This window comes from Arhodomonas sp. AD133 (assembly GCF_051195215.1).
GTDB lineage: Bacteria > Pseudomonadota > Gammaproteobacteria > Nitrococcales > Nitrococcaceae > Arhodomonas.
Genome location: NZ_JBNAZM010000069.1, coordinates 1 through 20,001, shown reverse-complemented (window position 1 = coordinate 20,001; position 20,001 = coordinate 1). Strand labels below are relative to the sequence as shown.

The 20,001-nt window shown below is 65.3% G+C and carries 21 protein-coding genes; 10 read left to right on the top strand and 11 right to left on the bottom strand.

The features are described from left to right. On the bottom strand, positions 1-1,287 hold a 1,287-nt coding region (locus ACPEES_RS21635), incomplete at its 3' end, for a PhoPQ-activated pathogenicity-related family protein (RefSeq protein WP_435106243.1). A 234-nt stretch (positions 1,288-1,521) separates the two neighbouring features. On the opposite strand from ACPEES_RS21635, the gene ACPEES_RS21630 reads away from it, so the two are divergent. After that, complete coding sequence (locus tag ACPEES_RS21630; RefSeq protein WP_435106241.1) at positions 1,522-2,010, top strand: methyltransferase family protein; 489 nt, start codon at positions 1,522-1,524, stop codon at positions 2,008-2,010. A 229-nt stretch (positions 2,011-2,239) separates the two neighbouring features. On the opposite strand, the gene ACPEES_RS21625 is transcribed toward ACPEES_RS21630, so the two are convergent. Next, positions 2,240-2,452 carry a YgaP family membrane protein gene (locus ACPEES_RS21625; RefSeq protein WP_435106239.1) on the bottom strand — a complete coding sequence of 71 codons (213 nt, stop codon included), beginning with the start codon at positions 2,450-2,452 and terminating at the stop codon, positions 2,240-2,242. Between the two features lie 121 nt (positions 2,453-2,573). On the opposite strand from ACPEES_RS21625, the gene ACPEES_RS21620 reads away from it, so the two are divergent. The 3 genes from ACPEES_RS21620 to ACPEES_RS21610 all read left to right on the top strand — a co-directional run bounded on the left by ACPEES_RS21620 (position 2,574) and on the right by ACPEES_RS21610 (position 4,803). Then, positions 2,574-3,233 carry a Crp/Fnr family transcriptional regulator gene (locus ACPEES_RS21620; RefSeq protein WP_435106237.1) on the top strand — a complete coding sequence of 220 codons (660 nt, stop codon included), beginning with the start codon at positions 2,574-2,576 and terminating at the stop codon, positions 3,231-3,233. Between the two features lie 232 nt (positions 3,234-3,465). Further along, positions 3,466-4,260, top strand: a complete 795-nt coding sequence (locus ACPEES_RS21615) for a hypothetical protein (RefSeq protein ID WP_435106235.1) — start codon at positions 3,466-3,468, stop codon at positions 4,258-4,260. 99 nt (positions 4,261-4,359) lie between these two features. Then, positions 4,360-4,803 (top strand): YaiI/YqxD family protein, encoded by a 444-nt coding sequence (locus ACPEES_RS21610; protein WP_435106233.1) that lies wholly within the window; start codon positions 4,360-4,362, stop codon positions 4,801-4,803. A 113-nt stretch (positions 4,804-4,916) separates the two neighbouring features. Here the strand turns inward: ACPEES_RS21610 and ACPEES_RS21605 are convergent, their stop codons facing one another. Continuing rightward, positions 4,917-5,963 (bottom strand): MerR family transcriptional regulator, encoded by a 1,047-nt coding sequence (locus ACPEES_RS21605; protein ID WP_435106231.1) that lies wholly within the window; start codon positions 5,961-5,963, stop codon positions 4,917-4,919. A 173-nt stretch (positions 5,964-6,136) separates the two neighbouring features. On the opposite strand from ACPEES_RS21605, the gene ACPEES_RS21600 reads away from it, so the two are divergent. Continuing rightward, a complete protein-coding gene (locus tag ACPEES_RS21600) occupies positions 6,137-6,964 on the top strand; it encodes a DUF2189 domain-containing protein (RefSeq protein ID WP_435106229.1) in 828 nt (275 codons plus the stop codon). 5 nt (positions 6,965-6,969) lie between these two features. Here ACPEES_RS21600 and ACPEES_RS21595 read toward each other — a convergent pair whose 3' ends face one another. Together ACPEES_RS21595 and ACPEES_RS21590 are read right to left on the bottom strand one after the other, a co-directional pair. After that, on the bottom strand, positions 6,970-7,578 hold the full coding sequence (locus tag ACPEES_RS21595; protein ID WP_435106227.1) for a hypothetical protein: 609 nt from the start codon (positions 7,576-7,578) through the stop codon (positions 6,970-6,972). 322 nt (positions 7,579-7,900) lie between these two features. Further along, on the bottom strand, positions 7,901-8,257 hold the full coding sequence (locus ACPEES_RS21590) for a hypothetical protein (protein ID WP_435106225.1): 357 nt from the start codon (positions 8,255-8,257) through the stop codon (positions 7,901-7,903). Positions 8,258-8,409: 152 nt separating this feature from the next. On the opposite strand from ACPEES_RS21590, the gene trhA reads away from it, so the two are divergent. Next, on the top strand, positions 8,410-9,084 hold the full coding sequence (trhA, locus tag ACPEES_RS21585) for a PAQR family membrane homeostasis protein TrhA (RefSeq protein ID WP_435106223.1): 675 nt from the start codon (positions 8,410-8,412) through the stop codon (positions 9,082-9,084). A gap of 165 nt (positions 9,085-9,249) precedes the next feature. Here the strand turns inward: trhA and ACPEES_RS21580 are convergent, their stop codons facing one another. The 5 genes from ACPEES_RS21580 to ACPEES_RS21560 form a co-directional block, all read right to left on the bottom strand. Continuing rightward, complete coding sequence (locus ACPEES_RS21580; protein WP_435106221.1) at positions 9,250-10,944, bottom strand: DEAD/DEAH box helicase; 1,695 nt, start codon at positions 10,942-10,944, stop codon at positions 9,250-9,252. Positions 10,945-11,134: 190 nt separating this feature from the next. Beyond that, entirely contained in the window at positions 11,135-11,815 is a 681-nt protein-coding gene (locus ACPEES_RS21575) for an OmpW/AlkL family protein (protein ID WP_435106219.1), read from the bottom strand. Positions 11,816-12,057: 242 nt separating this feature from the next. Beyond that, on the bottom strand, positions 12,058-12,462 hold the full coding sequence (locus ACPEES_RS21570) for a globin (protein ID WP_435106217.1): 405 nt from the start codon (positions 12,460-12,462) through the stop codon (positions 12,058-12,060). Between the two features lie 184 nt (positions 12,463-12,646). After that, positions 12,647-13,843 (bottom strand): arylamine N-acetyltransferase family protein, encoded by a 1,197-nt coding sequence (locus ACPEES_RS21565; RefSeq protein ID WP_435106215.1) that lies wholly within the window; start codon positions 13,841-13,843, stop codon positions 12,647-12,649. Further along, positions 13,840-14,409 (bottom strand): NADPH-dependent FMN reductase, encoded by a 570-nt coding sequence (locus ACPEES_RS21560; protein WP_435106213.1) that lies wholly within the window; start codon positions 14,407-14,409, stop codon positions 13,840-13,842. Before ACPEES_RS21560 ends, ACPEES_RS21565 begins: the two co-directional genes overlap by 4 nt. Positions 14,410-14,607: 198 nt before the next feature. Here ACPEES_RS21560 and ACPEES_RS21555 point away from each other — a divergent pair, with 198 nt between their 5' ends. The 3 genes from ACPEES_RS21555 to dauA all read left to right on the top strand — a co-directional run bounded on the left by ACPEES_RS21555 (position 14,608) and on the right by dauA (position 18,039). Continuing rightward, the gene (locus ACPEES_RS21555; protein WP_435106210.1) at positions 14,608-15,294 is read left to right on the top strand and encodes a DUF4336 domain-containing protein; all 687 of its coding nucleotides are present in this window, start codon (positions 14,608-14,610) and stop codon (positions 15,292-15,294) included. A 175-nt stretch (positions 15,295-15,469) separates the two neighbouring features. Continuing rightward, on the top strand, positions 15,470-15,883 hold the full coding sequence (locus ACPEES_RS21550) for a VOC family protein (protein WP_435106208.1): 414 nt from the start codon (positions 15,470-15,472) through the stop codon (positions 15,881-15,883). A gap of 371 nt (positions 15,884-16,254) precedes the next feature. Beyond that, positions 16,255-18,039: a C4-dicarboxylic acid transporter DauA gene (dauA, locus tag ACPEES_RS21545; protein WP_435106206.1), complete on the top strand. Its 1,785-nt coding sequence runs from the start codon at positions 16,255-16,257 to the stop codon at positions 18,037-18,039. Here the strand turns inward: dauA and ACPEES_RS21540 are convergent. Next, complete coding sequence (locus tag ACPEES_RS21540) at positions 18,010-18,549, bottom strand: CGNR zinc finger domain-containing protein (RefSeq protein ID WP_435106203.1); 540 nt, start codon at positions 18,547-18,549, stop codon at positions 18,010-18,012. The genes dauA and ACPEES_RS21540 overlap by 30 nt on opposite strands. 219 nt (positions 18,550-18,768) lie before the next feature. Here ACPEES_RS21540 and ACPEES_RS21535 point away from each other — a divergent pair, with 219 nt between their 5' ends. Next, positions 18,769-19,611 (top strand): alpha/beta hydrolase, encoded by an 843-nt coding sequence (locus ACPEES_RS21535; protein ID WP_435106201.1) that lies wholly within the window; start codon positions 18,769-18,771, stop codon positions 19,609-19,611. Positions 19,612-20,001: the final 390 nt, after the last annotated feature.

The window sequence follows — 20,001 nt, the reverse complement described above, 5'->3', positions numbered from 1 at the left end:
GCAGACCCTCAAGGCATGGCAACGGGATCGGCCCGAGTTATTTCGAAAATTGGTATACGACCACCCGAGTCTCGACAGGTAGGCACCGTCTCGCCGGTGCATCGGACTGGCGACCCAGTGCACCTCGCGGAAGTCCCGCTTGCTCGCCCGCGCGCTCCACACGCGTGCGTTCACTGGCGTGGGCTTGGCGGTGACTCTGAGGGTGAGTGCCCCGGCCTGTCGGGCGAATGTCCAGTCGAGCTCTGGCAGCGGCAGGCCGCGGGCGATGTGCCGGTGGAACGCGTCCAGCGTTGGCAGCAGGCGGGCGTAGTCGCGGAGGTGATGGCCCTGGTTGGGCAGATACAGCACGTAACGGGGTTCTGCGAGCTCCGTCCAGTACAAGTTCAGCGCGTCGACTGGCCAGTAGTCATCGTTGGTACCGAGTACCACCAGCTTGGGCTGGGTGATGCTACCGCGGTAGTGATAGGGGTCGACGATGCTTTGCAGTTTCCTTCCGGCCTCCGTATCGAGCTGTCGGTCGAGACCGAGGGCAACATAGTCGTGGAGCTTGGGTGAGAGCTCGCCCCAGACCTCGCGCTGGTGGCGCAACTGCGGACCCATGTTGAGCACATCGAACACCATCGGGGCGAGGGCGCGGACGCGCTCGTCCACGGCTGCGGTCAACCACGTGGTCCAGCCACGCTTGGAGGCGCCCGTGACCGTGAATGTCTCGATCGGTTGAGCCCATTCGCGGCTGAATGCCTGGACTGCGTCCATGGCGCGGATCGCACTGTTGACCATGGGCAGCAGCGCCGGCCATTGCGCCTCCCGCGGCGACCGCAGGAAACGGGCGAACGTCGCGGCGATGAGCTCGTCCTCTGTCAGCCCGTCGAACAGAGGCTGAAAGGGCACGTGCCGGAGCACTGCAACCGGGGCATTCATCCGGCGGGCGATGGCGGCGAACAGCGGGGCGTCCGACGGAAGCTCGGTCGAAGGCTCGCCTTGCCGGGGCCAGCGGCCGCCACTGATGAACAGCAGTGCATGACGGTCGCCGGCGCCGTCCGTGGGGTCGATCAACCAGAGTTGATGTCGCCACGTGGTGCCCTGCCAGCGCTGCGAGACCAGATGCAGTAGCGCGTAGTCCACGCCCAGCAGCGTCCCCCGGCGCTTGACCTCCCACCGGTAGCTCTCGTCGGGCGTGTCGACGTAGTCGCTCAACGCGCGCTCGGCGGTGGGTGCGGCGGCCAGGGTGTTGATGCTCATGAGCGCGATGCACGCGCCGGCCAGTGAAAGGAGACGATTCGTCATGGTCTCGCACCGGTAATCAGTGGGTGCCTATCGACAAGCATAGGGGGTGTGGCAGGTGTTGAGCGGGAAAATGGCGTCGCCAGAGAACGCCTTCGCGCACGGGCGCGGTGTCTGGTCTGCGGTGAACGACCGCATGTGGTGACTCGGCGGGGTGGTGTAGCCTTGTGACGTGACGACGGTCCGCTGTCGCGGCCGTATTGCAGCGCGCAATCGTCGCATCAGGAGTACCGTGCCATGGCGACATCGGACGACCGTCCGGAAACGACGCAAAACAGTCACGCCGGCGTGGTCGCGCCGCCGCCGCTGATTTACGTTGCGGCTTTCGCCGCTGTACTGGCCGGCCACTGGCTGTGGCCGGTGCCGATACTCGACCATCCGGCAATGACGTGGGGCGGAGTGGCTTTGCTATTGGCGGGGGTGGCATTGAATGTCTGGGGCGCCTATTCCCTGCGCAAGGCTCGCACGCCCATCAACCCCTATCGCGCCACCCGTACCGTCGTGTCTACCGGCGCATTCGCGGTGTCGCGAAATCCGCTTTACGTGGGACTGTACCTCGTGTTCCTGGGGTTGAGCGCCATGGTGAACAGCCTCTGGGGCGTGGTTTTCCTCGTGCCCCTGCTCGCCGTCATGCATTACGGCGTGATCCGGCGTGAGGAACGCCATCTGGAGGCGAAGTTCGGCGACGCCTATCGCCGTTACCGGGAGAGGGTGCGGCGTTACTGATCTTCTCGGAGCGATTGTCATGCGTCAGCCGCTCTGTTCGCCGATGGGGCAAGGCGCGAGGCGCGCCTTGCCCCCGAACCGCTGTGGCGCTCTGACCCATGGCAATACCTCTGAGAAGACTAGTATTCGTGAGCGCCCGCTTTGCGGGCGCGTAAGCGTGTGCTTGATTCCGCGCAAGTCCATGGCGTTCGCGATCGTGTAGCGTCTGTTTCCCGGCGGCGCTGGTTCCTTACCGTGACGACCCGGTGCTCTGGCGCAGTTTGCAGGTGCGCCAGCCCAGCAGGCGGTACGCCGGGCAGAAGCTCACGACCGCTGTCGCCAGCGGAATCAGACCGATCCAGCCCCAGGCCATGCCGTCGCCAAGCACGGCGGCAGCGATGAGGGCGATACCGGCAACGGCTCGAACGGCGCGATCGACGGATCCGATATTGGGCGAGAACATGGCGATCTCCTCGTGTCGTGGGAAGTGATATCAGTTCACTACCGTGGCCGTCCGGGGTCAGTGATGAAGTCACACAGGAGGGAGTGACAGTGACGATGCACAACGACGTGGGAGCCGGACGATGAACGGCGTGGCGATTCATCCTGCCCTCGAACCACTGAGCGCGGACCAGCGGGCGGCTCTCATGGCTCGCAGCCCACGGATGACCCTGGCGCCGGGCGAGCGGGTATTCGCGCCGGGGCAGCGCTGCGAAGGTTTGCCGTTGGTGGTGGACGGCGAGATACGCGTTCAGATGATCGGTGCCTCCGGCAACGAGATCGTGCTCTATCGAATCGCAGCGGGGGAGCTGTGCACGCTGTCGGTATCCTGCCTGCTCGCCGGCGCGGCCTACCGGGCCGAGGCCATCGTCGAGACCGGGGCGAGCGTGCTCGTCGTGCCCGCCGCCGTGTTCGACACGCTCATGGCGGAGGCACCGGGGTTTCGTGCGGCGGTGCTGCGCAGCTACGGTGAGCGCCTGCAGACACTGATGCTCGTCGTCGAAGAGGTCGCTTTCGGGCGCCTCGATCAGCGTCTCGCGGATCACCTGATCAGCCGTCAGAGCCAGGGTGTGCTCGCGACGACTCACCAGGCCCTGGCAGTGGAGCTCGGTACTGCCCGTGAGGTGATCAGCCGCCTGCTCAAGCAGTTCGAGCGCCAGCAGCTCGTGCACCTGGAGCGCGGACTGGTCGAGTTGCGGGATGAGCGCGGGTTGGCTCGGATCGCCGCAGGGATGGGGAGCTGAGCGCAGACGGTGAATGTTCGTCGGGGCGGGGCTTCGTCGCTCCGTGCGTGGGCTAGGTGTCCGGCGACACTTGTGCTCGTGCACGTCGTCGGGTACACGTACGCAGGTAGACGTCGGCGTTCCGTTGCCGGGCGGGGCGCGCATCTGCCGTTGAATGAGCGCGGTGGTCGCCGGATGAGGCACCGGGTCCGGAAGCCGGCAGTGCATCGGCAGCGAATTGGAGAGCACGGCGGTGAAGGAGCACCAACGCTCGTCCCGCATCGATTGGGAGACACTCAGCGCGTACGTCGACGGTGCGCTCTCGAGCGCCGACCGTTTCCGTGTGGAAGCCCAGGTGGAGCGGGACGCGGCAACCCGTGCGCAACTCGAGGTGCTTTACGCGCGGAAGATGGCGCTATACGAGCGCCGGGCCGAGGGTGGCGCGGCGTGGCGCTGGCGCGCGTGGCCGTCCTTTGTCGTGGCGTCGTTGTTGGCGGTCGCCTTCGTGGCCGTGACCGCGTTGGCTCCGTTTCGGGCCCGCTACAGTGACCCTGGGATCGCCATCGTGAAGGTGCATGAGCGCTGGGCCGAAGGCGGAACCGCCACGGAGGGTGTTGCCGGCAGGCTGAGCAACGCCGCGCTGCCGCGTCGATCGGGGTTCGAGGGCGGCGTATTGGTACCCGAGCTGGATTCCGCCCGTTTGCGCCTGGTTCGCGGGGAATGGGTCGAGCTGTCGCCTCTCGGGTCCACGCTGCATCTCGGCTATACCGGAACCCGCGGCTGCCGGCTCAGCGTTTTCGTATCCCGGGCCGGCAAAGCCGCCTTGTCGGACGCCCCCGAGCGGACCACATTGAATGGTACACGTCTGACGGCGTGGCGTACGGGGGATGTCGCGTACCGGGTAGCGGCCACGGGGATGGCCACGGAACGCTATGAATTGCTCGTCGACGTCATTTATCAATCCGCGCGGCGGCAGGCCCAGCCAGGGACCGCGACGCGCGAGTTGCTTGCCGCGAACCGCCGCGAAAGTCGCCCTTGTCTTGGGTAGCTGCGCCGGCCCGAGGACAATGGCCACGGTACGGTTGTCGCCTGGGTACCGTATGCTTGCGTCGGTGTATAGGGTGGTTCGTGCGGCCATGGGAGTTTCATGAAGATCTGGGTGGATGCCGACGCCTGTCCGGGGGTGATCAGGGAGATTCTTTTCCGGGCGGCCGAACGGACTGAGGTGCCGGTCACGCTGGTGGCGAATCAGCCACTGCGGGTGCCGCGGTCGCCGTATATCGACGCCATGCAGGTTGCGTCCGGTTTCGATGTCGCCGACAACGAGATCGTCAAGCGCGTATCGGCAGGTGACCTCGTCATCACTGGCGATATCCCGCTCGCCGCGGAGGTGATCGAGAAGGGTGGCGAAGCCCTGAGTCCACGTGGCGAGCGTTTCACCGCTGACAATGTGCGTGCGCGGCTGACCATGCGTGACTTCATGGAGACGCTGCGCGCGAGCGGTGTCGATACCGGAGGTCCTCCGGCACTCAGCCAGGCGGATCGCAGAGCGTTCGCCCGGCACCTGGACAAGTTGCTCGCCGGGCGATGAATGGCCATTGGCAACGCGGTCGTGGCGGGGCCCGCTCCCGCCGAGCCGCTGCTTCACATGGCTGTGACCAGCCGGAATGCCCGCATGGCAGACGCGAATCGGTCACTGCGTCCTCAGGGAGGCGATGAGCTTTCGTCGAGGGACACCAACGCGTTGACCGCTTTATTGAGAAACCCTCTGGTGTCCTCGTCCAACCAGGAGCCTTCGCTGAGCTCCGGTTCGTTTTCCATGGCCGCTCGCAACTTGCGGTGGGTTTCCGGGTCGTCTCCGGCGTAGGCGCGAAAGAGATCCAGCCACCGCTGCGCGAGGCGGAGCACTTCCGCGGAGTCAGGCTCCGCACCCTGTTCCATCTCTTCGCGCAGCTCGGCGAGCAGCGACGGCCATCGTTTCATCTGAGCCGCGTAACGCTCGCGCACGAAGGCGTATTCTTCCGAAGTGAGATACCGCTGGAAGATCGCTAGCTTCGTTTCGGCGAATGCTTCCAGCACGTAGTCGCTCGTCCGGGGGGCTATACCGATACGCCTCTGCATTGTCGGCTCGTTGCGGTGCATCGCATCGAGCTTGTGCAGTAGCCTCGGGTGTCTGGCCGTGTCAGCTTCCAGCATTCGCATCCATCGACGGGCGAGCGTCCGGGCTTCGGCGCTTTGCGGCGGCACGCCCCGGTCGATCAATATCCGAGCCTCGTCGGCGAGGGATGCCCACTCGCGCGCCCGGGATTCGTCGGCGTGATAGATGGGCAGCTTCTTGAGCTCTTCCCTGGAGAAATACTGCTCGTACACATTCATTAGCTCCAGGGTCGTTAGCCATTCGTCGGGTTCGGGATCACCGCCGGCGTCGATCTGATCCCTGAGCTGAATCAGCCGCTCGCGTAGCTGCATCGATCGTTCGATGCGTGCGTCCAGGTCGCGGATTTGTTGATCGATGAGTGCTGGCAGTGAAATCTCGTCCGCTTCGAGAACGGCACGGATGTCCGCCAGTGAGATGCCCAGCCGGCGTAATGCCTGAATTCGATGAAGGCGGGCGATGTCCGCCTTGGCATAAAGCCGATAGCCGGCGTGCGAGCGCGACGATGGCGTGAGCAGACCGATGTCGTCATAGTGGCGCAGGGTTCGCACCGTAAGGCCACTGCGTCGGGCCAGCTCACCAATCTTCAACCGCATCGATCAGCTCCTGTGTGCACGCGCGTATGCAGGCTAGACCCTCACGCGAGGTCAGGGTCAACGAAGCGTATCAGCCCTCACGCGCGATGTTTCCCAGCGGCGTGCATCCCCGTGGGACAACCCGTCAGCCGCTACCCCCGCCCGCGCTCGAACGACCGAAGGCGGACTGGCATGTGGCGTACTACACTGACTGCGTGAGGCCACTTCTTCTGGGGGTCACGGCCATGGAGCATGTCACCCGCCCTGTTCCCGGATTTCCGAATATCCGTATCCACCTCGTCGAGGCTTCCCGGCCCTGGCAATGGCTCGCTGCCGGTTGGCGGGATTTCGATCGGGCGCGGCCGGTAAGCGCATTCTTCGGGATCGTGTTTTCGGTGCTGGGGTTCATCATCGTCGGTGTGGCGGCACCGCGGCCGTATCTGGTGACGGCGGCGATCTCGGGGTTCTTCCTGCTGGCGCCGTTTCTCGCATTGGGCCTGTACCAGATAAGCCGTCGCCTGGAGCAGCACGAACGGCCCACGCTGGGCGATGCCGTGCGATCGTGGCGGGAGAACGTGGAATCCATTGGCCTGTTCGCCGCTTTCCTGGCGTTCGCGTTCGTGTTCTGGGAGAGGCTGTCGGCGATCCTGTTCGCCCTTTTCTACGGGCGCGACGTGCCCACCATGGAGGCGTTCAGCGGGTGGCTGTTCCTCATTGGGGACCGGTTCTCGTTTCTGTTGGCGTATGTGGCGTTGGGCGCGGTCGTCGCCGCGGTTGTGTTCGCGATGAGCGTTATCTCCGTGCCGATGATGCTCGACCGACGGGTGGACGTGGTGACCGCTGTCGTAACCAGCGTTCGTGTCGTGCTGGCGAACCCTCGAGCGATGCTCCTGTGGGCTGGCATGATTGCCGCGCTGTCGCTCGCCGGCGTGGTGTTGCTGCTGCTCGGCCTGATCGTGACAATGCCGTTGCTCGGCCACGCGACGTGGCACGCCTACCGCGATCTGGTGCAGATGGACTGAGCCTCTCAGCCCCCGCTGGCGCACTCACCGCCCACGGGGGATGACGGCGCCGGTCGACGGCTGTCGCGTAGTCCGATGGACAAGCGGACCGATTCGTCGCCGACCGCCGCGTGGCCGAGCCGGCGCTTGAAGCGGTAAGCCTTGCCCCGCTCGAATGCCTCCGCTGGGAGACGGATGCTGCGGTGACCGCCCAGAACGTGTCGGATGGCTGTCTCCAGGACCCGTGCTTCGACCCCGGGGCCCATGGGTACGTCGATATCGTGCTCCGCCGTGCGCAGACACGGGCGTTCGAAAATCAGCGAACGCCCGTATATCGACGTATCCACGTCCACGGTCAGCCTCGCGGTATACCAGCCATCGGGGCCGCCGAAGAAATCGATCAGGCGCACGTCGAGTGCCAGGCTGAGCTGACCGGCGTGCGCGCCCGGTACGATGTCGAGGCCACGCAGCCGATGCGCCATGCGCGGGTCATCGCCGGTGATGCCCTCATGCAGGGTTTCGGCGAACGCCTGGCGATTGATCGTGTATACGGCGCGTACGGCACTGATATACCGGTAGTCGGCCACGCCGGTGAGTGCCGCCACGGCCGTGCATGCAAGCAGGAAATAGCGCATCGCGGCTCAACCAAAGCTCGCAGTGGACAGGAAGATGACGAGCGTTATCAGCGCGAAGGCTGTCAGGGGCAGCAGGATGGCGAGGAACAGCCCCAGCATCCGGCGCCATAGCGCGCGTGCAACCACGAAGTTACTAACCTTTTCGAAAGTATTGCCAGGCTTCAGCGCCACTGCGTGGTGTCTCGGCAAGGCGCGGGAGCGCCGGCGTGGCGAGGCTCACGTCAAGCGAGCGCAACGCTGCCGAGGCGCCGCGCAGTGGCGCCCTGCGGGTGGCCGAGTGCGCCGTTGTGGACCGCGTTGCTCGTCGCTCATGTAGGCCTTGCTACACGTCGCTCCTCGCGCCTTGCCACAACGGCGCACTCGGCCACTGAAGCCTGGCAATACTTTCGAAAAGGTTAGTATAGGCCGCAGCCAGGTAAGTGACCCATACGCCGAAGACGATCGCGTTGCGCGCCAGCAACTCGCCCAGGCTGAGTCCGGTGGAGCCGTAGCCGCTCGTATTCATGCAGTTCGTGGCGGTCAGGTAGCACAACATGAGGTCCACGATGTCCACCACGCCCCGATTCCGCCACGGATACCAGAGCATCCAGCCGGCGCCGCCGAATACCGCGAAAAGCGGGCAGAACAAGGCGATGATAATGATCAGGCGGGCGCGCATGCCGAACAGTCCGTTGCTCACGAGCGCTCCAGTATGACCCGTACGTGACGCCGGCGCACGACCGGCGGGATAGTCCGTGTCGGCCCGTCGCGAGGCGGCAAGCGCTTGCGTTACGATGCGCGCCGGCTGCGCGCTGCGCACGTCGGCGAATCGGATCGATCGGGAGGGAACGAGTGCCACTGTCCAGCAGGGAATACAGCGCCGGTGAGGAGCTTGCCGACCGCGTCATTCACCGCTTGGGTATTGCGGTGGCCGTCGTTGGGGTGGCCGTATTGCTATGGCTCGCCGCCGGGCGACGGAATTTCACACTGTTCGTGGGCGTGGCGCTTTACGGCGTTGGGCTGTTGACCATGCTGGTGGCCTCGGCGCTCGCCAATCACGACCGATCCGAGCGCTCGCGGAACCTGGAGTTGCGCGAGCGTTTCGATCACGCCGCGATCTTTCTTATGATCGCCGGCACCTACACACCGTTCACTCTGACCGTGCTTGCCGGCCCATGGGGCTGGGGGTTGCTGGTTTTCGTGTGGACAGTGGCCCTGCTGGGCGCTGGCCTCAAGCTGGTCGGCCGGCTTGGCTACACACCGGCCATCGGGCTCTACCTGCTCATGGGGTGGAGCGTGCTTCCGGCCCTGGAGCCTCTGGTCAACCGTCTGCCGCTGCCACCGCTGGTGCTGCTGGTGGCCGGCGGCATCCTCTATACGCTGGGGATTCTGGTTTTCGTCCTGTCTCGGCTGCCTTACCACACGGTGATCTGGCACGCGATGGTCATCGCGGCGGCGGGCTGCCACTACGCGGCGGTGCTCATGGGGGTGGTACTGCCGCATTCCGCAGCAGTGGGCGTTTACTAACCTTTTCGCAGGTATTGCCAGGCCCCAGTGGCCGTGTGCGCCGATGGCTCGGTGTTGCTCGTCGCTTATGAAGCCCGCGGCTACACGGCGCTCCGCGCGTCTTGCCCCATCGGTGCACGGACTGGCTGACGCATGGCAATACGTCTGAGACGATCGGTACCCGGGTCAGTCGCGACGTCGCCTGCCTTGCTTGCGGGCCGGCGCAGCCTCACCAAGCGGCTGGATGTCGAGCCGTTTGCCGCAGACCCAGGTTCCACGGAGCTTGGTGAGCGCCGGACCGGGGAGGTCCTGGGGCAGGTCGACAGTGGCGTAGTCGTGGTGGATATCGATGGCGCCGATAAAGGCGCTGTCGATCTTGCCCTCGTTGGCGATCGCCCCGACCAGGTTGCCCGCCTTGACCCCGTCGCGGCGGCCGACGCCGACCCGGTACCGCGTCATGATGACGTCGGGATTCCCCTTCAGTGGACGGGGCTGGTCGCTCGGTCCGCGGCGCTGGCGTGAATCGTCGTGTGACTTTTCCGGGCGTGCGGGGGGCTCGCTCAACAGGAACGGTGTATCGCCCTGGGCCAGGTGAGCGAGCGCGGCGGCGATATCCAGGGGATCAGCGTCGCTCTCCTGCTCGTACTCACCGATGAGCTGACGGAAGATTCCGAGATCCGCGTTGGCGAGTGCCTCGCCGATCTGCTCTTTGAAACGGGCGACACGCTGCTCGTTGACGGTATCCGCGCTCGGCAGGCGCATGGGTTCGATGCGCTGCCGGGTCGCCCGCTCGATCGTGCGCAACATCCGCCGTTCCCGGGGGGCGACGAAGAGAATCGCCTCGCCGCTGCGTCCGGCCCGGCCGGTTCGGCCGATGCGGTGGACGTAGGCTTCCGGGTCGTAGGGGATGTCGTAGTTCAGTACGTGGCTGATGCGTTCGACGTCCAGGCCGCGGGCGGCCACGTCGGTGGCGACGACGATGTCCGATTTCCCGCGCTTGAGGCGTTCGACAGTGCGCTCGCGAAGGTTCTGCGGGATGTCGCCATTGAGCGCCTCGGCGCTGAAGCCGCGGGCCGTGAGCTTTTCGGCGAGCTCTACGGTGGCGTTCTTGGTGCGCACGAACACGAGCATGCCGTCGATGGGCTCGGCCTCGAGCAGCCGCGTCAGCGCGTCGAGCTTGTGCAGCCCGCTTACTGACCAGTAACGCTGACGGATGGTCTCCGCCGTGGAGCTGGTCGCGGCGATTCGCACTTCCTCAGGCGACTGGAGGTGCTTGTGTGCGACCCGTTTGACGGCATTGGGCATGGTTGCCGAGAAAAGTGCCACCTGGCGGTTCGCCGGGGTCTGCTCCAGGATCCATTCGACGTCGTCGATGAACCCCATGCGCAGCATTTCGTCCGCTTCGTCGAGGACGAGCGCGCTCAGGTCATCGACCCGCAACGTCCCCCGGCGCATGTGATCCATGACCCGCCCGGGTGTACCTACCACCACTTGCGCGCCGCGGCGAAGCTGCTTGAGCTGCACGCCGTAGTCCTGGCCACCGTAGATGGGCAGCACGTGGAAGTCCGGCAGCTGCCGGGCATAGGTCTGGAAGGCCTCGGCTACCTGGATGGCGAGCTCACGCGTGGGTGCGAGCACCAACAGCTGCGTGTGCGAGCTCGACACGTCCAGCCGTGAGAGCAGGGGCAGCGCGAACGCGGCGGTCTTACCCGTGCCGGTCTGGGCCTGCCCGAGCAGATCGTGCCCGGCGAGCAGCGGTGGGATGCTCTGGGCCTGGATCGGCGTGGGCACTTCGTAGCCCGCATTCTGCAGAGCCTGAAGAACAGGGGCACTAAGGCCCAGCGACGAGAAGCTGATCGGGGAGTCGGAATCGGGATTCAAGAGCGCGGATACCTAAGCAGAAGGAAAGCCCCAAAAACGGGCAAACGCGTACTATACGCGATATCCCTTCGCATAAGAAGCATCGATCGGGGCTGGTGGTGTATTCGGCACGGGCGGCGGGGCGAGCGGCGCCGGGTGACCTGATCGGCCGGGACCGCGGTTGGCCGCTCGCGCTGGTCTTGGGCCGGATCTAGAAGCGATAGCCCACGGCGATGGTGTACACCCAGGGGTCGATATCGACGTCGACATCCGTGCTGCCGGTGGCGGTGCTCACTTCGGCGGTCGTGTCGATTTGCAGATAACGCACATCGGCATTGATGAGCCAGCGGTTGCCGAGCTCGTAGTCCACACCGAGCTGTGCGGCGAGTCCGACCGAGTCATCGAGCTCGACGTCGGTGACACCGGCGGCTTTGGCGTCCGAATCGACGTCTTCGGAGAAGAACAGCGTGTAGTTCAGGCCGGCACCAACGTAGGGCCGAAACGCGGAGCCCGTGTCGAAATGGTACTGCAGGCTCAGCGTCGGCGGCAGGTGCTTGATTTCGGCGAGGTCGGCGCCGTCGAGCGCGCCGCCGTCGAGGGAGAGGTCGTGGGTGAACGGCGTCGCGCCGAGCAGCTCGACCGCGAAGCGATCGGTAATCATGTAGCCGACGGTGGCGCCGAGCTGGGTGTCGGAATCCACCGCCACTTCGGTGCCGGTGAGCGCGGCGCCGAGCTCGCCGTCCACGCCGTTGGTGTCCTCGTTGGGGGACACGGTGGTCAGGCCACCGCGTACGATCCAGTCGCCCGCGCTCGCGGCCTGGGCGGTTCCGGCGGCACCGAACGCAGCGGCGATAGCTATGGCGTATGCCGTGGTCGAGAGGGATCTGGCCATTGGGCTTCTCCTGTTTGAGTTGGCGATTTCGAGAGCCGGTTGCCGTTACAGCGTTGATGCCATGCTAAGTAACGCTGCCGGGGCCAAACTTGACGTGGATCAACCGAGGTGACTGGGTCGTCATGATCGGCTATGCCCTGCGCGGGCGGAGGCGTCGACAGCGGTGTCGGCGGATGCAGGAGGAGGATGCGTGGGGCGGCAGGTGGGGGCGCCGCGTAGTCGGCGGCGCCAGCGAGAGCGGGTTAGTAGCGTTCGATGAAAGTGTCGATGACTGGCTGTAGAGCACGGCGCCAGCGAGCTTCGAGCTGATGGTCGAAGGCGCTGTCGTATTCCCTGACCGCCTGGACCATGCTCTCCATCCAGTATCCGTACAGGGCGGGCTCCACCGGAGCCCGGCCTTTGCGGCTGTGGACTTCGGCCATGGTCTCGACGGTACGGCTGACCAGCTCATCGCCGGCCGCATAGAGAATGGCGGTGGTAATGCCGCGGCGCAGTGCCCGGCGCTGGTGGCCGAAGTTGGTTCTCGCGAATGACCGGCGGACATCCTCGTTGCTGGCCATGAGGATGTCGTAGAAACGGTCGATGAAGCTCCCTGCCGCGAGGCAGCGTCCATAGCTGCGCTGGACGTCGTTGAAGTCGTCGCTCAATGCGTCGTCTCCCTGAAAGATTAAGCGAAACGGTTGGCGCGCGAAGGATAGGGCAGGCGTCACGAACCTGTCACGTTTCGGGTAGGGCTTCGCCAGGCAATGGCAGGTATTGCCGCGCAGGCCGGAAGGCATCCACGCCGGCACTGTGGCGATCTAGCCACAGCGCCCGCGTGAGTCGGGTGCGTCATTCGGTCGCACCGACGGATCGCCCCTCGCTTACGGTGGTGGTGGCAGCCGACCGAGCCTGCGCCGCGGCGGCGCCTTCGATGACGGCCCGCCATCCGCGCTCAACGGGCAGGCCGAAGGTCTCGTGCAGCACGTCCTCGATTCCGTCGGCATCGAGGATGGCCCGTTCGACACGGCCGTCGGGCCGGCGCATCGTGAACTTGCCCTGCTGCAGGGTGAAGCGTGCCGTCGGCGTGGTGCGTGCCACCATGAGCGTGTCGCGGAAATGGGACGAGGGGTGTTGCGACGTATACCAGTTCGCCGGCTCGTAGTCCTCGTCGAGCTGCGCCTCCGGCGAGAGCTGATACATGGGCCGCCACCGGTCGTTGACCCGCGCCTGCACCATGATGTCGTGACCGAACGGAATCACCCGGAATGTCTCGTGCTGCGTGGGTTGAGGTGACGTGGTGTCCATGCGCAGCGGTGCCGTGGGCACGCATGCACCGAATCCCACATCCACGAGCCAGGGAACGTCGTCGACCGTCACCCTCAGCGCCATGTGCGTGCGGGGGCCGGGGCTGGTACCGGCCGGTGCCAGCCAGCGCACGCGGGCCAGCAGGCCTTCGACGTGAAAGCCCATTGCCGTGAGAACCCGTTTGAGCAGGCCGTTGTGCTCGAAACAGTAGCCGCCCCGGCCGGCGCCGATGAGCTTGGCATCGACGGCGGTGGGCGAGAGATCGATACCGCGGTCGAGCAGGACATCAACCGCCTCGAAAGGAATGGCCGCCGGGTGCAGTGCCTGCAGCGCATGCAGCGTCGCGAGCGTTGGCTCCCGCGGACCGTCGTAGCCGATCCGTGCGCAGTAGGCATCGAGGTCCACCTGCGGTGTCTGGCTTGCGCCGGAGAGTGCCGCCACTATTTCGTGCACGGCTCGTGGGGCGAACGTATCGAGAAATTGTGCCTCCGGGTGTTGCCGGGTGAATTGCGCCTTTAGGCGTCTGCCGGGCGCACCGGAGAGACCCCCGCCGAGGGCGATCAGGTCGAAGGCGCTGGCATCGTAGGCCGCCGGTGCGTTGTCCGGATCCGTCGAGCCATGCGCGGCGATACCGAGCTCGTTGAGCTCGTCGAGGACGGTCTCCATGACCTCGGGCCTGCGACCGAGCACCAGCATCCGGGCGCCGGCCACGTCTTGAGTTTCGGTGCTGGAAGCGCTCATGCCGTGGCCTCCGCGTAGTCACTGGCCAAGCGACCGTCCCGCAGTGCCTTCCCCCACCAGGCGAGGCGCGCGAGCATTGTCGCCATGGCACGTTCGGCGCGTTCGGGCGCGCGCAGCGTGCCGTCCTGCCGGAACTGGTCCCAGGCGTTGAGGAAGGGGACGCTGTCGCGTATGCCGACTGCGTGGAGCTCGGCGAACACCGTACGCAGATGTTCCACGGCGCGAATGCCGCCGGAGAGCCCCCCGTACGAGACGAACGCCACGGGCTTTGCCGCCCATTCCTGTTTGAATCCGTCGACGAACGACTTCAGCGCCGCGGGATAGGAGTGGTTGTACTCCGGGGTGACCACGATGAAGGCATCCGCGGCGTCGAGGCGGTCGCGCCACGAGGCGTGGCCGGCCTGCCACGGCCGGCTCGATTCGCTGCGCCCCGCGGGGTCGATGACGTCCACGGTGAAGTCTTCCCGCTGTCCGAGCTGGGCCAGTACCCACTGAGTGATGACGTCGCAGAAGCGGCCCTCACGCGTGCTGCCGTAGATGACGGCGAGCCGGATCCTGTCTCGCATTGTCGCTTACTCCCTTTTTGTGTCGATTGCGTGGAGCCCGTTATAGGATCTCAAGTAAACTTTAGGTCAAGAGTGGGTGTTGGACGTCTCAGGTGCCTTCTGCGTGTCGCCGGCTATGGCGGTCATTGACGGATTGCACGGGAATGGCGGATAAGAGGCGGTTGCTGGCAACGTATACCCCACCGGACAAGGAGCGTCATGCGCAGACTGACCGAGAATTTCTGGATCGCCGAGGGCGAGCCGGTGTCGTTTCTCACCCTGCCGTTCACTACCCGGATGACCGTCGCCCGGCTCGCCAACGGCGAGCTCTGGGTCCACAGCCCGATCCGCTATACCGACGCCCTGGCGGCGGAGTTGGCCACGTTGGGTCCGGTGCGCTATATGGTCGCCCCCAATCGGCTCCACCACCTGTTCCTCGACGACTGGCGGAAGCACTACCCGGATGCTGCGCTCTACGGCACCGGCGAGCTCGCGCGCAAGCGCACCGATCTGAGCTTCGACGGTTTGCTCACCCGCGATGGTGAGTACCCTTGGAGCGAGGACATCGCTTCACTGTTGTTTACCGGTTCCCCGGCGATGGAAGAGGCGGTGTTTCTGCACCGGTCTTCCCGGACGCTCATCGTCACCGATCTCATCGAGAATTTCCCCGCGGACACGCTCAGTTGGCTGCAGCGCTGCCTCGCGCGGTTCGCGGGTATCCTCGCACCGAATGGTCGTACCCCCATCGACTGGCGGCTGAGTTTCCTGTTCGGGCGGGGCAGGGCGCGCGAGTGCCTGCGCGCCATCGAGAGCTGGCAGCCCGAGCGCATCGTGCTCGCCCATGGTCGGATCGTCGAAACCGACGCCATGGCGTTTCTGGAGCGCTCCTTTCGCTGGTTGCGGTGATGACTGACCCAAAGGTTGGTATCGGCGACGCTGTCGGTGATGCCTCGGATGACGGGTGGTTGCGTTGCGCCCCGGGACGTGCCGCCGTGTCGATCCTCGCGTCCGTGATTCGACTACCTCCGTGAAGGGGAGCATCCCCGGTTCGACGTGTCATCACAGCTCAGGAGCGCATGCCATGGATGTGAGTACCTATCTCTTCTTCGACGGCGATTGCCGCGAGGCTTTCGAGTTCTACGAACGGGCTCTGGGCGGCCGTATCGAGACGATGATGACCTATGGCGAGGGGTCGGCCCGCGACAAGGTTCCCGCCGAGGCTTACGAGCGCATCATGCACGTGTGCCTGAGTTTGGGCGGTTACCGGATCATGGGGTCGGATCGTCCAGTGACTGATGCGCATCAGCCTATCCAGGGGGCCTATCTGGTTCTGGGCGTTGCCGATCCGGACGAGGCGAAACGCCTGTTCGACATTCTGTCCGGAAGCGGGCACGTGGAGATGCCGATGGAGGAGACGTTCTGGGCGCGGCGATTCGGCACGACCGTGGATCGCTTTGGCGTGCGATGGATGGTCAACTGCGAGAAGGCGGACTGATCACTGGGTTCATGCTCCTGATGATCCCTACGGGGTACGAGCGAGCCCCGCCGGGGGGCTATGCCGGAGTCCCGGGCCGTCGTGTCGATAATGTGGTTCAAGCAGGCATGGAGCAGGCGGGCTCCCGAGCGTAGGCGGTCGCGTGACCGTCACCATCGGCGGGGCTGGAGCGCGAGGCAAGCCGTAGCGGCCCACGCACGGGGTCTCCATCGGGGCCCGCGCTCCAGTGCTGCGACGTCGCTTCGACCTTGACCACGGAAGGACCTTGCCGGAGACCTCGTGTTCATTCGTCGGGTGTTGCGCACGCTTTCGGTTTGCACGCTATCATTGGCCCTTCGCGTCCTGTGTTGTCGTGGTGAGAAGGAGACCTCGTGCGTGCACCGATCGAATGGCTGCGTGCCTTAGCGATACCCCGCGTTGGCGCGGGCCTGCGGGGGGCGTGGGCTTCGGGTTACGGCTTGTCCGATTTGCGTAGTGATGTTCTTGCCGGATTGACGATTGGCCTGGTGGCGGTACCGCTGTCGATGGCGCTCGCGATCGCCACCGGCGTTGCGCCCCAGCACGGTCTTTACACGGCCATCGTTGCCGGTGCCGTCATCGCGTTGACGGGCGGCTCGCGTTACAGCGTCTCGGGGCCGACAGCCGCGTTTGTGGTCATTCTTTTTCCCATCGTTCAGCAGTACGGGCTCGGGGGACTGCTCATAGCGACACTCATGGCGGGGGTATTCCTCGTGGTGCTGGGGCTTGCCGGGCTGGGGACGCTGATCCAGCTCGTCCCGTATCCCGTAGTGCTCGGCTTTACGGCCGGGATCGCGGTGGTCATCGCCACGTTGCAACTGCCGGACTTTCTCGGCCTGAGCGCCGGTACGCCGAGCGAGCATTACGTCGATAACCTCGTTCGCATCGGGCAGTCGTTGCCCACCATGAATCCACTGGAACTCGGCGTCGGTGTACTGACACTCGCCGTGTTATTGCTCTGGCCACGGCTGAGGTTGCCGGTGCCTCTCCCGGCGCCACTGGTTGGCTTGGTCGCGGGCACGTTGGTCGCCTACCTCGTCAACTTCCTTGCCGGCGGCACGGGGTTGGAGATCGACACGATCGCCTCGCGCTTCGAGTGGACCACTGCGGAGCGCAGTGGCGTGGGGATACCCCCCGTGGCACCGGCGTTCGCGTTGCCCTGGACGTTACCCGGCCCGGATGGCCGCCCCATGGTGGTGAACTTGGAGTTGATTCAGGCGTTGCTTGGGCCGGCACTCGCCATCGCCGTGCTCGGTGCCATCGAGTCCCTGCTTTGTGCCGTTGTCGCTGACGGTATGACCCGTACCCGCCACGACCCCAACGCGGAGTTGGTCGGTCAGGGGCTGGGCAACATGATCGTGCCGTTCTTCGGCGGTATTACCGCCACGGCCGCGATAGCGCGTACCGCCACCAACGTGCGCAGCGGTGCGCGCTCGCCGGTGGCGGCGCTGGTGCATGCAATGGTCGTGTTGCTGGCCATCGTCGCCATGGCTGGTTTGCTGAGTCTCGTGCCGATGGCAGCGCTCGCCGCCCTTTTGTTTGTCATCGCCTGGAATATGGCGGAAGTCCGGCATTTTCTGCACACGCTGCGCTCGGCCCCGCCCGGGGATGTGGCCGTGCTGTTGGTCTGCTTCGGCCTGACGGTGATCTTCGACATGGTTGTCGCGGTTGCCGTGGGCATTGGGTTGGCTTCGGCGCTATTCATACGGCGTATGGCGCTGGTGACGCGAACGTCCCGCGTGCCCGCCGTGGCGGAGCCCTACGGCACTGGGTTACCGTCGGCGGTGGCGGTCTACGACATCGATGGCCCGTTGTTCTTCGGTGCTGCCGACAAAGCCATCTCGTCGCTGCGTGAGGTGGACCGTGGCATTCGCGTCGTGATCGTGGACATGAACGACGTGCCGAGCATCGATGCCACGGCCATCGCCGCACTGCGTGCATTGGTGGACGATATGCGGCGTCATCGGGTCGCGATGATCCTCGTGGGGCTGTCTCCCGAGAAGATCGTCAAGCTTCGCAGGTCCGGCATCCGAACAGCTCGCGGTCTATTGACCCATTGCCGTGACCATGCGCAGGCGCAGCGTATCGCCCGTCGCTGGCTCGGCGACTCAGCCGGAGGTGGTGAAGCCGTGACGTGATCGGTCCTGGAACCGGCGTGCTTTCGCCCGATTGCCGCACGTCTGCATGCTGCACCAGCGTCGTGAGCCGTTCTTGCTGGTATCCAGGAAGTAGAGGATGCAGTCCGGGTGCTCGCAACGCTTGATGCGGGAGGGATGCTCGGCAATGAGATCCAGATACGCGCTGGCAGCTTCCCAGGCGGGTCGCCACGCCGCGGGCACGTCACTAACGCTGGCCGGGCCGTCGGCAGTGATAAGACGCCGGATGCGTCCCATAGCGAGGATTTCGTTGAGCGAATCGCAATCCATCGGCGATTCCAGATGCGTTCGAATGGCTTTGCGGGCGCGGTAGAGCATGCGGCGGCATTCGGCGTAGGCACTTGCTTCCGGTGCCGCCAGTGCGACCCCGGCGAGCCATGCCCGCATCCCCGCGTCGGTATCCAGCGCATCCTGGCGCTCGCCGTTTTCCATCCACTCAGTGTTGACCAGGTCAAGGGGCAGGGGTTCTCCCGTGAGCGGACGCTCGATCATGGGTCGACCTCGATGTAACCGCCGAAATGCCGTTGTTGGGTTGCCAATCTTCGCAGAGGTTTCAGCCGGCGTCAGCCGGTCCGTGCGCCCGCGGTGTCGGGCGCCAGGCGCGCTCTGACCAACCGGCTGACTTCGGGGGAGAATCCAGTAAGACTACCATTCGGGGCTGGACTACCCGGAAACCGGGTGCTGGTAGCGGTGTTCACCGAGAGGTCGGCAATGGCATTGGTTGCGAAGATCGTGGCGGTTGCGCTGCTGGTTTATGGGGTCGTGCTCGGGGTGCTGTGGGCGATGCAGGGGCGGCTCATCCATCTGCCCCACGTGCCTGGGCGGGAGCTGGTCGCCACGCCGGCCGAGCGCGGGTTGAGCTATCAGGCCGTGACCATCGCTACCGACGACGGCGAGCGTTTGCACGGCTGGTTCGTGCCAGCGGATAACGCCCGCGGTGTCTTGCTGTTTTTCCATGGCAACGCCGGCAACATCTCGCACCGGCTCGAGTCCATCGAGCTATTCAATCGACTGGGGCTCGCCGTCATGATCGTCGACTACCGCGGCTATGGACGTAGCACAGGGCGCCCCGGCGAGGCGGGGCTGTATCGCGACGCGCGGGCGGCGTGGCGGTATCTCACCGGCTCGCTGGGCATCGAGCCGCGGCGCATCGTCATCTTCGGTCGCTCGCTGGGTGCTGCCGTGGCGGCGCGCCTTGCGGCGGAGGTATCACCGGCCGCGTTGATCATCGAATCGGCGTTCACGTCGGTGGCCGATATCGCTGCCCGGCAGTATCCGGTTTTCCCCGTGCGCATGCTTCTGCAGCATCGCTACGACACCGAGGCGGCGCTCGCCGGCGTCGAGTCACCCGTGATGGCCATTCATAGCCGCGACGACGAGATCGTACCGCTGGATCACGGCCGACGCCTGTACCGGAACGCCCCGAGGCCGCGCCAATGGCTCGAGCTGCGCGGCGGTCACGACGGCGCCTTCTACACCTCCCGGGAACGTTACCTGCAGGCGCTCGACGAATTCGTCACCCGCTATCTGCCGGAGACGGAGGACGCGCGGTGAACGACGAGGCACAACGATCAAGCTCCAGAGGTCCGAAGTCTCCCCCGGAAGTCGGAAACGAGCGGGCAGTGCATTTACTAGCCGTCCGACGAGTATTGCCATGTCTCAGTGTTCGTCAGCGCGCCTGTTCGCTTCGATATGCCTCGACGGTATGCCACCACGATGGGCTTGCGACATCCCGGGTCAGTGGCCTCGATGGTCAGGGGCGCGAGGAGCGATGGGTTGCAAGGTTTACATGAGCGACGCGCAATGCTGCCCACAGGCGCACAACGGCTCTGAGACATGGCAATACTCGTTGAAAGTCTCCGCCCCACCATGCGGCGGCGCGCTGTCGCGCGGCTAACAGGGGGATAATGGAAGGCGCGTGGGGCATTGAGGCCGTTATCACAC

What these genes read in the sequence shown, in the direction of transcription:
- ACPEES_RS21630 (WP_435106241.1), top strand. Translation starts at nt 1,522, where the DNA reads ATGGCGACATCGGACGACCGTCCGGAAACGACGCAAAACAGTCACGCC.
- ACPEES_RS21625 (WP_435106239.1), bottom strand. Translation starts at nt 2,452, where the DNA reads ATGTTCTCGCCCAATATCGGATCCGTCGATCGCGCCGTTCGAGCCGTT.
- ACPEES_RS21620 (WP_435106237.1), top strand. Translation starts at nt 2,574, where the DNA reads ATGAACGGCGTGGCGATTCATCCTGCCCTCGAACCACTGAGCGCGGAC.
- ACPEES_RS21610 (WP_435106233.1), top strand. Translation starts at nt 4,360, where the DNA reads ATGAAGATCTGGGTGGATGCCGACGCCTGTCCGGGGGTGATCAGGGAG.
- ACPEES_RS21605 (WP_435106231.1), bottom strand. Translation starts at nt 5,963, where the DNA reads ATGCGGTTGAAGATTGGTGAGCTGGCCCGACGCAGTGGCCTTACGGTG.
- ACPEES_RS21595 (WP_435106227.1), bottom strand. Translation starts at nt 7,578, where the DNA reads ATGCGCTATTTCCTGCTTGCATGCACGGCCGTGGCGGCACTCACCGGC.
- ACPEES_RS21575 (WP_435106219.1), bottom strand. Translation starts at nt 11,815, where the DNA reads ATGGCCAGATCCCTCTCGACCACGGCATACGCCATAGCTATCGCCGCT.
- ACPEES_RS21565 (WP_435106215.1), bottom strand. Translation starts at nt 13,843, where the DNA reads ATGAGCGCTTCCAGCACCGAAACTCAAGACGTGGCCGGCGCCCGGATG.
- ACPEES_RS21560 (WP_435106213.1), bottom strand. Translation starts at nt 14,409, where the DNA reads ATGCGAGACAGGATCCGGCTCGCCGTCATCTACGGCAGCACGCGTGAG.
- ACPEES_RS21555 (WP_435106210.1), top strand. Translation starts at nt 14,608, where the DNA reads ATGCGCAGACTGACCGAGAATTTCTGGATCGCCGAGGGCGAGCCGGTG.
- ACPEES_RS21550 (WP_435106208.1), top strand. Translation starts at nt 15,470, where the DNA reads ATGGATGTGAGTACCTATCTCTTCTTCGACGGCGATTGCCGCGAGGCT.
- ACPEES_RS21540 (WP_435106203.1), bottom strand. Translation starts at nt 18,549, where the DNA reads ATGATCGAGCGTCCGCTCACGGGAGAACCCCTGCCCCTTGACCTGGTC.
- ACPEES_RS21535 (WP_435106201.1), top strand. Translation starts at nt 18,769, where the DNA reads ATGGCATTGGTTGCGAAGATCGTGGCGGTTGCGCTGCTGGTTTATGGG.